At 68.5% G+C, this 15,246-nt stretch carries 13 protein-coding genes; 7 read left to right on the forward strand and 6 right to left on the reverse strand.

What is annotated here, in order from left to right:
- Nucleotides 1–57: 57 nt before the first annotated feature.
- Nucleotides 58–3,384, reverse strand: coding sequence for an exodeoxyribonuclease V subunit gamma (gene recC, locus D5S18_RS32965; protein ID WP_120045049.1), 3,327 nt, complete (start codon nt 3,382–3,384; stop codon nt 58–60).
- A 232-nt stretch (nt 3,385–3,616) separates the two neighbouring features.
- Here recC and D5S18_RS32970 point away from each other — a divergent pair, with 232 nt between their 5' ends.
- Together D5S18_RS32970 and D5S18_RS32975 are read left to right on the forward strand one after the other, a co-directional pair.
- Nucleotides 3,617–3,814, forward strand: coding sequence for a hypothetical protein (locus tag D5S18_RS32970; protein ID WP_239004162.1), 198 nt, complete (start codon nt 3,617–3,619; stop codon nt 3,812–3,814).
- Nucleotides 3,815–3,957: 143 nt separating this feature from the next.
- A complete protein-coding gene (locus D5S18_RS32975) occupies nt 3,958–4,803 on the forward strand; it encodes a serine hydrolase (RefSeq protein WP_239004163.1) in 846 nt (281 codons plus the stop codon).
- Here D5S18_RS32975 and D5S18_RS32980 read toward each other — a convergent pair whose 3' ends face one another.
- The gene (locus tag D5S18_RS32980) at nt 4,804–6,276 is read right to left on the reverse strand and encodes a cytochrome P450 (RefSeq protein ID WP_120045052.1); all 1,473 of its coding nucleotides are present in this window, start codon (nt 6,274–6,276) and stop codon (nt 4,804–4,806) included.
- Nucleotides 6,277–6,408: 132 nt separating this feature from the next.
- Between D5S18_RS32980 and D5S18_RS32985 the strand changes: the two genes are divergently transcribed.
- Both D5S18_RS32985 and D5S18_RS32990 read left to right on the forward strand, forming a co-directional pair.
- Nucleotides 6,409–7,833: an NAD(P)/FAD-dependent oxidoreductase gene (locus tag D5S18_RS32985; protein ID WP_439651205.1), complete on the forward strand. Its 1,425-nt coding sequence runs from the start codon at nt 6,409–6,411 to the stop codon at nt 7,831–7,833.
- A 118-nt stretch (nt 7,834–7,951) separates the two neighbouring features.
- Nucleotides 7,952–8,719 carry a hypothetical protein gene (locus D5S18_RS32990; protein WP_239004164.1) on the forward strand — a complete coding sequence of 256 codons (768 nt, stop codon included), beginning with the start codon at nt 7,952–7,954 and terminating at the stop codon, nt 8,717–8,719.
- Nucleotides 8,720–8,775: 56 nt separating this feature from the next.
- Here the strand turns inward: D5S18_RS32990 and D5S18_RS32995 are convergent, their stop codons facing one another.
- Nucleotides 8,776–10,251, reverse strand: a complete 1,476-nt coding sequence (locus D5S18_RS32995; protein WP_120045054.1) for an MFS transporter — start codon at nt 10,249–10,251, stop codon at nt 8,776–8,778.
- Nucleotides 10,252–10,354: 103 nt separating this feature from the next.
- Here D5S18_RS32995 and D5S18_RS33000 point away from each other — a divergent pair, with 103 nt between their 5' ends.
- Nucleotides 10,355–11,026 (forward strand): TetR/AcrR family transcriptional regulator, encoded by a 672-nt coding sequence (locus tag D5S18_RS33000; RefSeq protein ID WP_120045055.1) that lies wholly within the window; start codon nt 10,355–10,357, stop codon nt 11,024–11,026.
- A gap of 6 nt (nt 11,027–11,032) precedes the next feature.
- Here D5S18_RS33000 and D5S18_RS33005 read toward each other — a convergent pair whose 3' ends face one another.
- The 3 genes from D5S18_RS33005 to D5S18_RS33015 form a co-directional block, all read right to left on the reverse strand.
- The gene (locus D5S18_RS33005) at nt 11,033–11,710 is read right to left on the reverse strand and encodes an O-methyltransferase (RefSeq protein WP_120045263.1); all 678 of its coding nucleotides are present in this window, start codon (nt 11,708–11,710) and stop codon (nt 11,033–11,035) included.
- A 95-nt stretch (nt 11,711–11,805) separates the two neighbouring features.
- Nucleotides 11,806–13,065 (reverse strand): SPFH domain-containing protein, encoded by a 1,260-nt coding sequence (locus D5S18_RS33010; protein ID WP_120045056.1) that lies wholly within the window; start codon nt 13,063–13,065, stop codon nt 11,806–11,808.
- Nucleotides 13,065–13,499 carry an NfeD family protein gene (locus tag D5S18_RS33015; RefSeq protein ID WP_120045057.1) on the reverse strand — a complete coding sequence of 145 codons (435 nt, stop codon included), beginning with the start codon at nt 13,497–13,499 and terminating at the stop codon, nt 13,065–13,067. Before D5S18_RS33015 ends, D5S18_RS33010 begins: the two co-directional genes overlap by 1 nt.
- Before the next feature lie 62 nt (nt 13,500–13,561).
- Between D5S18_RS33015 and D5S18_RS33020 the strand changes: the two genes are divergently transcribed.
- On the forward strand, nt 13,562–14,371 hold the full coding sequence (locus D5S18_RS33020) for a DUF3097 domain-containing protein (RefSeq protein ID WP_120045264.1): 810 nt from the start codon (nt 13,562–13,564) through the stop codon (nt 14,369–14,371).
- Nucleotides 14,372–14,433: 62 nt separating this feature from the next.
- The gene (locus tag D5S18_RS33025) at nt 14,434–15,246 is read left to right on the forward strand and encodes an Rv1486c family protein (RefSeq protein ID WP_120045058.1); all 813 of its coding nucleotides are present in this window, start codon (nt 14,434–14,436) and stop codon (nt 15,244–15,246) included.

A 15,246-nucleotide genomic window follows, 5' to 3' on the forward strand; every position in this document is an offset into this window, starting at 1 on the left:
CTTTCCCGACACGCCGACCGATCCTGCGGGGGCGCGCCGGGCTTGGTCGCGCCGGCTTCACGGCTGCCCCTGGGCCTCGGCCGCGAGCAGCGGGGTCCACATGCGCCGAGCCAGCGCGCCGAAGCGAGTGCTCTCGCCGGGTTCGCCCGCGGGAGCGGGAATTTCCATCAGATCGTCGAGGCGAGGGGCCGGACCCCAGACGTAGCGCAGGTGACGATCGGTGTGATCGCCGAATTGACCGGGACCATTGGGGCCGCCATTGAATTCGCGTTCGGCGGCCGAGCGCGCCTCCTCGGCGGTGGCCCCGCGCAAACGGCGCTCGGCGTAGACAGCCGACGCGGTGGGTGTGAGCGGAAGGGGTTCGGTCAGACCGGCGTCGCGCACGCGGACCAGGTCGCGCAGGTGGGTCAGCGCCGTCGGGGCGTCGGGTGCGGTGAGTTCGCAACGCCATGCGGGACGGTTGAATTGGCCGCGTCCGGTGGTGACCGCGCGCCAGGAGCGGTCCTCGGTCACCGCCAGGGCCAGCAGCGCGACCCAGGCGGCGATGCGATGCTTCGGGGCCAGGCGGGAGTAGGTGGTGCGGACCAGTGTCTCGCCGCGCACCTCGGGCACCGTGCCGGTGAGTCTGCGGCCGTCACCCAGATCGATCGCGATATCGACGGCGCGCGCCTGACCGGTGTAGTCGGCCTGCGCGGCGCGGACCAGCTTGTCCACCGTCTGCTCCACCTCGTCCAGGACCGCGCCGCCGAGTCCGAACGGGGGCAGGGTGCCGCGCCGCCACTCGGCCGCGCGCAGGGCGGCGGGTTGCGCGCCGGTGAGGCGGGCGGCGAGCATGCGCTCGCCGAGATCCCATTTCGCCAGGCCGTCGAGTTCGATGGGCAGGCGGTCGGCGATATCCTCCTCGTGCTCGGGCACGCGAATGCCCAGACGCTGCCAGAGGAAGCCGCGCACCGGATGCTCGGTGAACGAGATCAGTTCGGCCAGGCCGATATCCGAGGGTTCGGGCAGCGGGAGCGGGGCGGGCAGAAAGGCCGGGCGCGGCTGCGCGAGCGCACCGGCGGCATGCGCGCCCGCCAACGCGGCGGGATCGAAGCTGAAGGGTCGGTCGGCGCGGAAGTTGCGGCGGTCGAAGGATTGCAGCGGGTGCCGGGTCACCACCGCGCCCATGCCCTCGGGACCGACATGGGCACGCAGCGTATCGAGCAGTTCGGCGACGGGGATGGCGGGCGGGCGGTGCGCGCCCGTCACCGGGTCCGCGCCGGTGTGCAACAGCAGCAGGCGCTCCCCCGCCGCCATGATCGCGTCCAGGAGCAGTTGCCTGTCCTCGCCGCGCGAATCCCGTTCGCCCAGTTGCGGATCGCGAACCAGGATATCGTCGCCGTCCACACCGCCCGCGCGCGGGAACACGGCGTCGTCCAGGCCGAGCAGCACCACGACGCGGTGCGGCACCGAACGCATCGGCGCCATGGTGCACACCGTCAACTCGCCGGTGCGGAAATTGGCCCTGGTCGGCCGGGCGGCGAGCCGAGTGGCGAGCAGGATCGAGATATCCGGCAGCCGCAGCGGTTCCGCGCCCGCGTGTTCGGTGGCGGCCGAGAGCTCCCGCAGCGCCTCGGTGCGCACCCACGCCTGATTGGCGGGCACATCGGTGAGCAGATCCAGCGCCCGCTCGAGCAGCACGGCCCAGCGGTGCGCGGGCCAAGGGCCGCGCAGATCGCGCAGGCAGACCGCGAGCCGGTCAACGAATTCGGCGAAGCGCCCGGCCAGGTCGACGTCATTGCTGTCTACATCGTCGAGCGGCAGTGCCAGATCCAGCCAGTCGTCGGCGGATTCGGCGGCGGTGACGCCGAGCAGGAGACGATCGACGGCGGTATTGAGGGTGTTCTGCTTGAAATCGGCGAGGCCGAAATCCTGCCGCTGGCGCTGCCCGATCCCCCACCTGGCCCCCGATTCGGCGGCCCATTCGCGCAGGCGCTCGATCGCGTCGTCGTCGAATCCGCAACGTCGGCGCACGGTTTCGGCGGCCGCCAGATCCAGCACCTGGGTGATGGTGACTCGACCGTCGGCCAGCTCGAGCAGTATGCCGATCACCGTGAGCAGCGGATTGCTCACGCCCCGACCGCGATCGGCGAGCCGGACCCGCAGCAGTTGCGCGGGATGCGCCGAATCAGTCTGCGCCGCTGTCTCTCCCGCGACGCGCTGACCGAACGCCGCCAGGATCAGCGGGGCGTAGGACTCCACCTCCGGACACATGACGACCACGTCGCGGGGTTCGAGGGTCGGATCCGCCGCGAATAGTCCGAGCAGACATTCGCGCAGGACTTCCACCTGCCGGGTCGGGCCGTGGCACGAATGCACCTGCACGGTGCCATCGCCCTCGACCGGCGCGGGGGGCCAGTGATCGTCTCGGATACCTGTCTGCAACGCGGACAGCAGAGTTGGCGGCGGTTCCTTCGACGCGTGGTGCTCGTCGGCGCCCAGTCCGGACAGGCGCTGCTGCAACTCGCGCACATCGCGGCCGAGTCCGGCCAGCAGCGGGTGGCACACCGGCCGCGCCGAGCGATCGGCGCAACGACGCGCCGCCGGAGCGGAATTCGCGATCTCGGCCCACATGGCGGGACTCGGGTGCGGCAGCCAGAGTCGCACCTCGCGCGCCTCGGCCAGCGCCGCGAGCACCGCGCGCTGCTCGGTCGGCAGCCGGGTGAGGCCGAAAAATGAGAGACGCGTGGGCAATTCGACGATATCGGGTTCGGCGCGCAGCCGCGCGCACGCGGCGTCGAGACGTTCGGCGGGGCTCGCGACGGCTATCCGCGCGCGGAGTTCGCGCCACAGTCGCGGCTGCCAGGCCAGGTCATCGGGAATGACACCGCCAACGCCATCGGAGTCGACCCCCGCGGCCCAGGCGGTGAGCATCGCGGGGCGCTGCGTGGCGTAACTGTCGAACAGCGCCGTGAGCCGCGCCGCCGTGGCATAGCGCCTGCCGACCCGATAGCCATGTCCCGGAGCGGAATTCGCGCCCAAATGGCGGGCGAGGACCGTCGCCCACGGCTCGTCGACGCATTCGTCGAGCACCCGCAGCAGCGTCCACACCACCCGCTCCGAGGACCACGGATCGTCCTCGGGCCGCAGGCCGACCGCGGCGGCGAGCACGCCCCCGACCACGGCGGCGGGCGACGGGAACGCGATATTCGCGGCCACCCCGTCACCGCCCGCCGACACCCCGAGCAGACCGGACAGCCGCTGGGTGAGCCAGCGCTCGATGCCCTTCGCGGGGACGGCCACCACCTCGGCGGCGAACGGGTCGGGCAGCGGAACCGCCAGCAACGCACCGAGCGCGTCGGCCAGAACGTCGGCGCGTTCGGCACGGTGAATGCGCAGCGGCAACAGACGCCCTTCCGGTAGATAGTGGTTTGCGAGGCTCGGTCCCCTGCGCACGTTTATACGCGCAGCGACCGCGAGGCAATCCAAGCACCCCGGCGGTCGGGAAGTGAGTTGAAACACAGCGGCGCGAATTGCCCGGCCGTGTCACCGCGGACGGGCCGACGCGATGTGCGAAAGTGCTCGCCCAGGGAGGGCAGGCTGCGTTGAAAGGCTGGGTTCGCGTTTCATGGATGCGATGGTGATCCCTCTGGTCCCGAGAGGCGGATTCACGGTCCGCCGCGTGGGCGAGCGGTGGGAGCTGGTCAATTCTCGGCACTACGGCCGCACCGTCGTCCTGAAATCCTGGCCGAGGGACCGGCATACGGAGGCATTCGAGCACTGCTACCGGCTCAATGGCCGCACCGTCGAGGAACTGCGCGCCGCCTTCCGCTGAGCGGTCGGCGGGCCGGGCAGTACCAAAAACACTGCGCCGCAAGGTCGCTAGCACATCGGGCCGATGAGCTCAAGACGTGCGCCGCGGCGGCGGATGTGCCATTGTGGTCCCTCGTGCGTAACGCCATGGTCGCCACTCACCGCGTGGCCGCAACCGCCTGCCTCGCCACCGCCGCCGCTCTGCTCATCCCGAGCGCTCCCTCCGCGCTGCTACCTGCCGCGCAGGCCGCGCCCGTCGCCAGTCAGGGCTGCCTCGCGGGCTTCGACTGCGATATGAGTGCGCGCATCGCCAAGGTGAATGCCTTCCTCGAGAACAAAGGCATCGAAACCGGCTATGTGGTGCGCGACAGAGTCAGCGGCGGCGTGTTCGCCAATGACAAGGCCGACAGCGCCATCTGGACCGCCTCCACCATCAAGCTCGCCATCGCCGAGGATCTGCTGAACCGGGCCAGGGTCGGCGCGATCAACCTGACCCCCGAGGATCGCGGCACCATGGAATCCATGCTGGCCACCTCGAACGACAATGCGGCCGACCGGCTTTGGAACAAGTACTCCGGCATCGACCGGATGGCGTTCAACAATGCCTTCCGCGGCAACGGCATGTCCGGTCTGGTCCCCCAGCCGACCAATACCGCGCTGTTCCCCGACTGGTCGTTCCAGAAATGCTCCGCCGCCGACCTGGACCGCCTGATGAGCAATATCCTCGAGCGCATGCATCCCGACGACAAGGCCTACCTGCTCGACCGGATGCGCCAGGTGGACAGCAATCAGCACTGGGGCGTTTGGGGTGCGGGCGAGGCGATGCGCCCCGGCCTGAAGAACGGCTGGTCGGCCGAGCAGGGCGGCTGGGTGGTCAACTCGGTGGGCTTCGCCGGTCCGGACGAGCGCTACACCCTGGCCATCATGACCTCGATGGGCGACAAAGGCGGTTACACCGAGGGCGCGGACATCGATACCAAGGTCGCGGAGATGCTGTTCTCGGGACGGTAGTCACCTTCTGCGCAACCGCACCGGCCCGCCGTCGCGCGGGAAGGGTATGGAGCTGAATCCCCAAGGCATCCGGTATGTCTCGGGGATTTCCCATTCGTAGTCGCGGACCAGCGCGGCGATCAGCGTCTTCACCTCGAAGGCGCCGAAATGCATGCCGATGCATTTGTGCGCGCCCGCGCCGAACGGCAGCCAGGCCAGCCGGTGCGATTTGTCCTCCCGGCGCGATTCGGCGAAACGTTCGGGGTCGAAGCGCTCCGGGCGGGTCCACAGCTCGGGTAGCAGGTGGTTGATCTGGTAGGCCACGTCGACCTGGGTGCCCGCCGGAATGTATCGACCCTGGATCTCGGTGTCGCGCACGGCCCTTCGCGACAGGCCGGGCACCGGCGGCAGCAGCCGCAGGCTCTCCTTGACGACCAGATCCAGGTCGCGTAGTCGCTCGAGATCGGCGATTGTCGGCGATTCGACGTTCAATGCCAGTACCTCGGCGCGCACCCGGCGCTGCCATTCGGGATGTTTGCCCAGGTAGTAGGCGACGGCGGTGGCGGTGGTCGTGGTGGTGTCGTGGGCGGCCATGATCAGGAAGATCATGTGGTTGACCACATCCGCGTCACCGAACCAGCCGCCGTCCTCGCTGCGGGCGTGACACAGACCGGAGAAGAAATCGGGCGTCTCGACGCGGCGCTTGTCCGGCAGCATGGCGAAGAAGTAGTCCTCCAACACCTTTCGCCCCTGGAGACCGGCACGCCAGTGGCCGCCGGGCACCGGATGCCGCACGATCGACAGTCCGGCGTGGGTGCAGGCCAGGAAGGCCTCGACCAACTCGCGCCGCCGCGCGCCGACATCCACGGCCATGAAGATCTCGGCCGCGATATCGAGGGTCAACTCCTTGAATGTCGGATACAACCGCACCGTGTGCTCGCGCTCCCCCGGCGGCACCCACCGGGCCACCCCGGCCCGCACCACCGGGGTGAGCGCGGCCAAATGCGCCTCCAACCGCTCCCTGGTGAACGCCTGCTGCATGATCCTGCGATGGAATTTGTGCTCGTCGAATTCCAACAGCAGCAGGCCGCGCCGGAAAAACGGGCCGATGAAATAGTTCCACCCCTGGCCGAAATCGCGGCGGCGGTGCCCGATCACCTCATCGATCGCCTCAGGACCCGCCACCATGACCCGATCCTGGCCGAGTGAGCTGTGCACCGAGACCGGACCGAAGCGGCGGTAGCGGTCCATGAGTTCGGCCGGACCCCAGCGCAGATAGTGCAGCGAGCGCCCCAGATAGGGCAGGCCCGCGTCGCCGTGGACGATCGAGGTGTCGCTGTCGCGCGGGGGGCGGGCCAGCGTGGTCGAGCGGTGCGGGACCAGGCGCAATGCCAGATCGATCAGATGGTCCGAAGGGATTTCGAACAGTCCGAGATTCTCCGATTCGATAGGCGCGACCGGACCGGAATTGACGACACGGTCTCCGGCGACCACGGCAAACCTCCCTGAACGACCCGTCCCTATCGTATTCTCATTTCGGCCCTCGTTCGGGGGGTTCGGCCCGGTTCAGGGTTCCCGCGCGGCGCGTCATAGCGACCGGCTACGGTTGGCACGTCATGGATTGTCATGTCATCGAGGAGCAGGACGATGAGCACTCAACCAGCCCGGCACCGCGTGGTGATCATCGGCTCGGGATTCGGCGGACTGTTCGGGGCCAAACACCTCCGCCACGCCGATATCGACATCACCCTCATCTCCAAGACCTCCACCCACCTGTTCCAACCGCTGCTCTACCAGTTGGCCACCGGCATCCTCTCGGTCGGTGAGATCGCACCCGCCACCCGGCTGGTGCTGCGCAAACAGAAGAACGCGCAGGTGCTGCTCGGCGAGGTCATCGATATCGACCTGGTAGCCAAGACCGTCACCTCCGAACTATTGAACATGCGCACGGTCACCCCCTTCGACAGCCTCATCGTGGCCACCGGCGCGCAACAGTCCTATTTCGGCAATGACCGCTTCGCCACCTTCGCCCCCGGTATGAAGACCATCGACGACGCACTGGAACTGCGCGGGCGCATCCTCGGCTCCTTCGAGGCCGCGGAACTGGCCACCACCCAGTCCGCGCGCGACAGGCTGCTCACCTTCGTGGTCATCGGCGCGGGACCGACCGGCGTCGAATTGGCCGGGCAGATCGCCGAACTCGCCGATCGCACCCTCGAGGGCACCTTCCACAATATCGATCCGCGCGACGCCAGGGTCATCCTGCTCGAGGGCGCGGGCGCGGTCCTCGGGCCGATGGGGCCCAAACTCGGCGCGTACGCGCATCGGCGGCTGTCCTCGATGGGTGTCGAGATCCAACTCAATGCCATGGTCACCGATCTGGACGCGCGCGGGGTCACCGTGAAGGACGCCGACGGCACGGTGCGGCGCATCGAATCCTCGTGCAAGGTGTGGTCGGCGGGTGTGCAGGCCAGCCCGCTCGGGCGCATGCTCGCCGAGCGGTCCGAGGGCACCGAGGTGGACCGGGCGGGTCGGGTCGTCGTCGAACCGGATCTGAGCATCAAGGGGCATCCGAACGTCTTCGTTGTCGGCGATCTGATGTCGGTGCCCGGTGTGCCAGGGCAGGCCCAGGGCGCGATCCAGGGCGCGACCTACGCGGCCAAGGCCATCAAGGCCGGGCTGAAAGGTCAAGCGCCGCAGGACCGCAAACCGTTCAAATACTTCAACAAGGGCAGTATGGCGACGATTTCGCGTTTCAGCGCCGTCTGCCAGGTCGGCAAATTCGAATTCGGCGGCTTCATCGCGTGGCTGGCCTGGCTCGCGTTGCACCTGTACTACCTGATCGGCTACCGCAGCCGTATCGTCACGGTGATCCAGTGGTTCGTCACTTTCCTCGGGCGCGGCCGCGGCCAGATGGCCGCCACCGAACAGTGGGTATTCGCCCGCCTGGCACTGGAATTGGTCAATGCCGACGGTCAGGACAGTGAACTGGCGGGGGCGGTCGGCGCACCGCCGTCGGTCGAGCAGGCACCGGATACTCGCACCGGGTAATTGTTCGCGGAAATGTTGCGCGAGCTCACTTCACACCAATCCACCCAGACCACCGATCCGAATGTGGGTCAGCAATACGAATGCGACACCCCTCTCGGATGAAAGGTGATCTATCGGCATGGGTAAACACAGGGTTCCCAATCCGCAGCGGCAGAAAATGGGGACGATGGTCGCGGTGGGCGCCGTACCGCTCGTGCTGGCGCTAGCGGGGACCGGAACCGCCCACGCGGCATCCCCCGGTGACCCCGCGGTGGCCCAGCCCGAGCAGGCGCAGTGGCCCCCGGCCCCGGCCCCGAATGTGCAAACCTATTCGGGCCTGGCGATTCCGGACAATACGAAGAGTTCGCTCCAGTGGTCGCGCTCGGCGCCCGACCGGAGCTATCTCGCGCCGGTCGGGGTGCTGCACGGCCCGATGGCGGTGGCCCCGGTGCCACCGATCGCGCCGCCGCCGGGCAAATTCCGCTTCGGCGACACGGTGGTCGACGCGCCGGACTGGATCGATCGGGACCTGGCTATCCAGATCAATGACAATGCCGCCCTCACCGAGGCGAATCTGGCGACCTTCCTGGATTCGATCGGTATGGAGCGCAGCCGCTCCGATCGGATCGCCGGGCAAACCGTCGGCACGGCGGCCGTCGGCGCGCTCGCCGGGGCGAGCGCGTCGGCGCCGATGGCGCTCACCTCCGCCGCCGTCGGCGGTGTACTCGGTCTGGTGCTCGGATTGCCGATATTCCCGGTGGGGTTGGTGGCGGGTCCGCTGCTGGGCGCGGCCGTGGGAGCGGGAGCGGTCGCGGTGCCCGCGGCCGCGATGGGCGCCGCCGCCGGTGCGGCCCTCGGCGCGATCACCGCGTTCAACGCGCCGTCACGGGTGATTCAGAACGCCTGACGCACGGATCGGGCGGTGGATCCGACGATCCACCGCCCGATGTCATCATCACCCGATCAACGCTTGCCGCGACCGGTCCACCAGACCACGGCGGCCATGGCCAGCAGGACCGCCGCGCCCGCCGAGGTCGCGACATGCATTCCGGTGACGAAGGATTCGCGCGCGGCGTGCAGCACGCCCGCATTCGAGCCGGAACGCACGATGGTCTCGCCGAGGGTGTCGGCGAATTCGCCGCCGGACCGAAAGACCAGCGCGGCCAGCGATCCCAGCAGTGCCAGACCGAGCGCGTTGCCGAGTTCGAAACTGGTCTCGGAGATACCCACCGCGGAGCCTGCCCGCTCCGGCGGCACCGAGGCCACCGACACCTCCGAGATGAGGGTGAAGGAGATGCCGTAGCCGATGCCCGCCACCATCGATCCGATGATGTACCAGACCAAGCCGCCGTCCACACCCATTCCGAGCAGCAGCAGATTGCCCACCGCGGCGGAGATCAGGGCGAAGGCGAAGGCCCGCTGCACCCCGAACCACGTCCCGATGCGACCGCCGTACATGGAGAACAGGAATACCGTCACCGCCATCGGCAGGCCGAGCAGCGCCGCAGGCAGCGGCTCGCGCCCGGTGACCGACTGCAAATAGATGCTGGTCAGGTAGCTCATGGCGGCCAGCGACATCATGCCGGTGACTCCGGAGCCGATGGCGATCGAGAAGCGCACCCGCCGGAACAGGCTCAGATCCACCAGCGGGTCCGGGATGCGGGTCTGCCGTCGCACGAACAGCACCAGCACCGCGATACCGATCAGCCCGATGAGTGCGGCGCTGAGTTCGAAACCCTCGGCCGCGATCTGCTTGATGCCGTAGACCAGCGGCAGGATGCCGCCGATGGACAGCGCGACACTGGGCAGATCGATCGGGCCGCGCACGCCGGAGCGGTGTTCGGGCAGCACGAACGGACCGACCGCGAGCAGGATCAGCACCACCGGCACATTGATGAGAAAGACCGAACCCCACCAGAATTGGTGCAGCAGCAGACCGCCGATGATCGGTCCGACGGCGGAGCCGCCCGCGAAGAACGCGGTCCAGATGCCGATGGCGGCGGCGCGCTGTTTGCTATCGGGGAAGAGATTGGAGATGAGCGCCAGACTCGACGGCAGCAGCGTCGCGCCGCCGATGCCCATGAGGGCGCGCGCCCCGATGAGCACCTCCGGGCTGGGCGCGAACGCGGCCACGGTGGAGGCGATGCCGAAGACCGCCGCGCCCACGAGCAGAATATTGCGGCGGCCGATGCGATCGCCGAGATTGCCCATGGTGATCAGCAGGCCCGCGATGAGGAAGCCGTAGATGTCCAGGATCCAGAGTTGCTCGGCCGCGGTCGGGTCCAGGTCGGCGGTCATGGTGGGCAGCGCCAGGAACAGCACCGACACATCCATCGACACCAGCAGCACCGGGAGCAGCAGCACGGCGAGGCCGAACCAGGCGCGGCGGGATCCGGTCGCGTCGGGGGCGACCCGCCGGGCCGAGTCCACGTCAGTCATCGACTTCCTCTCGGGATGGAAACGAATCGCTGCGCGTACGACGTACGCACGGAACGGGTACAGTGTACGCACAGGGACTCGGGGAAAGAAAGCGAGTAATGGGATGACAGAGGCGAAGCTCACTCGCGCGGCCATTGTCGACACCGCCATCGAAATCGCCGACGAGGAAGGTCTGGACGCCCTGTCCATGCGGCGCATCGCCGACCGCCTCGGCGTCGGGGCCATGTCGCTGTACCGACATATCGCCAACAAGGACGAACTCCTGGAGGCCATGACCGACGAGGTCTCGGGCCGCTACCCCTATCCCGGCGGCGACAGCCACACCTGGCGCGAACGGGTGCGCATCGCGGGCGAGATCGACTGGGTGCTCTACCAGGAGCATCCGTGGGTGCTGCTCACCTTCGCCACCCCCCGCTACAGCATGGGACCGCAGAGCCTTTCCTCGCTGTCCTGGTTGGTCCAGGGGTTCGGCCAACTGAATGTCCCCACCCGCGAGGCCACCGCCATGGCCTTCAGCGTATGGAACCACATCTCGGGGGCCACGCTGCCGCATATCAGCGCCTGCCTCATGGCGCGCAAGGGCATGAATCCCGGAGGCTCCAACGGGCTGCGCGCCCTGCTGGCGGGTCAGTCGCGCGAGCCGGTCCCCGCCGCGCTGGCCGCACTCAATGGCGCAGGCGACAGCAATCTCACCCAGGAGGAACTGCTGTTCCTGGGCCTGGAGGCACTGTGCGATGGCTTCGCGGCGCGGGCGGCGGGCTCGACCTCGATATAACGTGAACTATTCGACGGGGTCACCGTCCACCACGGCGTAAACGAAACCGTCCCAACCCTTGTCGCCGACCGTTTGGATCACCGTCGCGTCGGCGGCGAACTCGGTGGCGAACAGTTCGATCACCTCGCGGCTGGCGCGGACCGCCGGATCCTGCGAATCCGCGTCGGCCACACCGCCGTCGCGCACCACATTGTCGACGATGATGACCGCGCCGGGGCGGGTCAGGCGCAGCGCCCACCGCACATAGTTGGCATTGTTGACCTTGTCGGCATCGATGAAGACCAGATCGAACGGTTCGGGACCCTCCTCGGCCAGCACCGGCAGACTCTCCAGCGCCGCGCCGACCCGGATCTGCACCCTGTCCCCCACACCGGCCCGATCCAGGTTGGCCCGCGCCACCTCGGCGTGGTGCGGCTGGAACTCCAGGGTGATCACCTGCCCCTTCGGGCCGACCGCGCGCGCCAACCACAGGGTGGAGTACCCGCCGAGGGTGCCGATCTCCAACACCCGGCGCGCGCGGGCGGTGCGCGCCAGGAGGTTCAGCAGTTTGCCCTGGGTGGCCGACACATCGATCGCGGGCAGACCGGCCGCCGCGTTCGCCGCGCGCGCCGCCTCCGAATCCGCGTCGACGACCAGCGTCCGCACCAGATAGTCATCCACCCGAGCCCATACGGTTTGCGTCATATCGGCAGTCTGCCACCGGGATCCGGTGCGGTGGACGATCGACATTCTCACAGACGAATCCGCCCCCGGCCCTTGCGGACCGGGGGCGGTATGACCTATTGCGTGTAGGTGCTCGGCGGTTGCCACGGCCTGCCGTGCGGATCGTCCGGACGCAGCGGCGGCGTCTGCAGGCTCTGCTGGGATTCCGGAGGCTGAAAGGTCTGCGGTGTCGGTGCGGGCGGCGCGGCGAGCCGAGGCGCGGGCGGCGGGGCCGCGGACAACCCCTCGACCGGAGTGCGTGCGGTGGCCTCGGCGGCGCGCACGGCCCGCTCGATATTCGGATCGGAGCTGGTGTCGAACCAGTCCGCGACATCGGAGTCGTCCTCCGGCTTGGCCGGTGCGCTGTCCTCGGCGGGCGGTTCGTAACGGAAGACGCCGTCCTCGCCCTGGGAGCCGAAACTCTTGGCGAAACCCTCCAGTGCCTTGCCGAAGTCACTGGGCACCAACCACACCTTGTTGGCATCGCCCTTGGCCACCAGCGGCAACGTCTGCATGTATTGGTAGGCAAGCAGTTCCGGCGTCGGCTTGCCGGATTTGATTGCGGCGAAGACCTTCTCGATGGCCTTGGCCTGGCCCTGCGCCTGCAGGTAGGCGGCGGCCCGCTCACCCTGCGCGCGCAGGATGCGACTCTGCCGCTCACCCTCGGCGCCCAGGATGGAGGCCTGCTTGGAACCCTCGGCGGACAGGATCTGGGCCTGCTTGGCGCCCTCGGCCGTCTTGATCTGCGCTTCGCGGGTGCCCTCCGCGGTGAGGATCATGGCCCGCTTCTCGCGGTCGGCCTTCATCTGCTTCTCCATCGACTCCTGGATCGACGGCGGCGGATCGATACTCTTCAACTCGACCCGCGCCACCCGCAGACCCCAGCGGCCGGTGGCCTCGTCCAGCACACCGCGCAGCTGGCCGTTGATCTGGTCGCGGGAGGTCAGCGTCTGCTCCAGGGTCATCCCGCCGACCACATTGCGCAGCGTGGTGACGGTGAGCTGTTCGACCGCGGCGATGTAGTTGCTGATCTCGTAGACGGCCGCCTGCGGGCTGGTGACCTGGAAATACACCACGGTATCGATGTGCAGGGTCAGATTGTCCTCGGTGATCACCGGCTGCGGCGGGAAGGACACCACCCGCTCGCGCAGATCCACCTTGGCGCGCACCCGGTCCGCGAAGGGCACCAGGAAGGTCAACTGGCCCGAGACGGTCCGGGAATAGCGCCCGAGCCGCTCGATGACCGCCGCCTCCGCCTGCGGAACCAGGGCGATCGATTTGAACACCACCACCACGACCAATAGGACGAGGACGGCGGCGACGATCAGTACAGCCATTAGGGCCCCTTCCAGACGACGGCCGTCGCGCCGTCGATCCTCATGACGTACACCGTTTCTCCCTCCGGATACTCCACCGTCGGATCGAAAGGTCGAGCGGACCATACCTCGCCGCCCAATTTGATCCGGCCCGGATTGTGCTCGCTGATCGGCGCGAGCACCAGCGCGGTCTTTCCGGGGAGCGCGTCGGTATTGGTCGGTGTCGGCGGCGGAGTCGCGAAGCGCCGCAACAGAACCGGCCGAACCACGAAAAGCAGCAGCAGCGAGACGACCCCGAATATCACCGCGTCGATGACCAGCGAGGTGCCCGCGCCGAATCCGATACCGGCGGTGATGATCGCACCGCCGCCGAGCATGAGCAGGGTGAAATCACCGGTGAGCATCTCCGCCGCCGCGAGCAGCACACCCGCGACCAGGAAAAAGATTGCGGCCACACAACCACTCTAGTGGCAGCGGCGGCGCCGACTGCTAGGTTCGGCCGGTGAGTTCGCGCGATATGTATGGCGACATCTTCGACGGACATGCCCGCAAAAAGGCGCGCGCGGCGCCGAAGGTGGCGGCCGAACGCGAATTGGTCGTGGAGGATGCCGCGACCGGATTCTGCGGCGCCGTAGTGGGTTTCGACCGCGGCTACGACGGCGAGTTCGTGAAATTGGCGGACGCGCGCGGCACGGTGCGATTGTTCGCCATGCGCGAGGCGGCATTTCTCATCGATGGTCGGCCGGTCACTTTGATGCGCCCGAAAGCGGCCCCGGCCGGTTCGATCCGATCGGCGTCCGGATCGACACGGGTCGAGGGTCTGCGGGCCAAGGTCGCGAAATCCAGCCGGATCTGGGTGGAGGGCGTGCACGACGCCGCGCTGGTGGAGCGGGTGTGGGGGCACGATCTGCGGGTCGAGGGCGTGGTCGTCGAACATCTCGAAGGTTTGGACAATTTGGGCGAACGGCTCGCCGAATTCGCACCGGGACCGGGTCGCCGGGTCGGCGTGCTGGTCGATCACCTGGTCACCGGGTCCAAGGAGACACAGCTGACCACCGGGCTCGGACCGCACGTGCTGGTGACCGGACATCCCTACATCGATGTGTGGCAGGCGGTGCGGCCCGCCGCGCTCGGTATCGCGGCGTGGCCGGAAATTCCGCGCGGGGAGGATTGGAAGACCGGGATCTGCCGTCGCCTCGGCTGGGGTGCGCCGCAGGACGGGTGGCGGCGGGTCTACAACGCGGTGAACTCCTTCCGCGATCTGCAGGCTCCGCTCATCGGTGCGGTGGAACGGCTCATCGACTTCGTTACCGAACCTGAACCCTAGCGATAGCGGGGCTGTCGCGAGTGGATGCCGAGCCCGGGGGGAAGCCTCTATGCTCGATGATTATGTGCTCTCCCAGTGCCACGCTGACCGTGTGGGCCGGTTCCTGGCTCGCGGGCCGCAGCGCGCCCGACGACGTGCTCGAAGCCTTGCACGCGTGGGCGCCCAAGCACACCATCGCGGCGGGCGATCCGATCACCGGTGGCCGCACGGACCTGCCGTGGTCGGCGCACGGACATCAGCCGGGCACCGGGATCATGGCCCTGCTCAAGGTGATTCGCGAAACCATGGGCGTGCCGGGCGCGCAGTTGCGGCTGGTGCTCCCGGTGCCGGGTGATGTGCGCGGGCTGCCGGTCGGCACGGCCTTCGCCGGCGATGCCACCGAGGCGGGCGAGGGTTTGCTCCTGGGCGTCCCCGGTACGGACGGCACCGGACTCATCCCGCAGCGCGCCGCCGAGGACACCCTGCAGTGGACCGTCTACAGCACGCCGATCCCGCCCCCGCCGGGTCCGGATATGTCGCTGGGCGAGGCGGAATTCACCATGCGCGAGGCGGTTCGGGACGCGGCCGACGCGCTCATGCAGTTGCACACGACCGCGCTCGGCGGTTCGGACTCCGATCCGCGCGAACTCATCGAGGCGGAACTGGCAGGCTACGCCCGCCATGACTACCCGGAGTCGATGCCCTTGCGCGCCAAGCGAATTCTCGACACCGCCGACCACGTGGCGGCGATTCTCACGGTGGCGCAGCGGGAACCGGCCTCGGCGCCCACCTCGTCGAGCGCGCTCGTTTCCCAGGAGACGCTGCTGCGGCCACTGTGGGATGCCATCCGGGCGGCGCGGTTGGTGGCGGTGCACACCGCGGCGCGGGGGGCCTGA

The organism is Nocardia panacis (assembly GCF_003598715.1).
GTDB classification, from domain to species: Bacteria; Actinomycetota; Actinomycetes; order Mycobacteriales; family Mycobacteriaceae; genus Nocardia; species Nocardia panacis.

Excerpts from the sequence above, each read along its gene's own strand:
- D5S18_RS32970 (WP_239004162.1), top strand. The coding sequence starts at position 3,617 with ATGGTGATCCCTCTGGTCCCGAGAGGCGGATTCACGGTCCGCCGCGTG.
- D5S18_RS32985 (WP_439651205.1), top strand. The coding sequence starts at position 6,409 with ATGTCATCGAGGAGCAGGACGATGAGCACTCAACCAGCCCGGCACCGC.
- D5S18_RS32990 (WP_239004164.1), top strand. The coding sequence starts at position 7,952 with ATGGGTAAACACAGGGTTCCCAATCCGCAGCGGCAGAAAATGGGGACG.
- D5S18_RS32995 (WP_120045054.1), bottom strand. The coding sequence starts at position 10,251 with ATGACTGACGTGGACTCGGCCCGGCGGGTCGCCCCCGACGCGACCGGA.
- D5S18_RS33000 (WP_120045055.1), top strand. The coding sequence starts at position 10,355 with ATGACAGAGGCGAAGCTCACTCGCGCGGCCATTGTCGACACCGCCATC.
- D5S18_RS33005 (WP_120045263.1), bottom strand. The coding sequence starts at position 11,710 with ATGACGCAAACCGTATGGGCTCGGGTGGATGACTATCTGGTGCGGACG.
- D5S18_RS33010 (WP_120045056.1), bottom strand. The coding sequence starts at position 13,065 with ATGGCTGTACTGATCGTCGCCGCCGTCCTCGTCCTATTGGTCGTGGTG.
- D5S18_RS33020 (WP_120045264.1), top strand. The coding sequence starts at position 13,562 with ATGTATGGCGACATCTTCGACGGACATGCCCGCAAAAAGGCGCGCGCG.
- D5S18_RS33025 (WP_120045058.1), top strand. The coding sequence starts at position 14,434 with ATGTGCTCTCCCAGTGCCACGCTGACCGTGTGGGCCGGTTCCTGGCTC.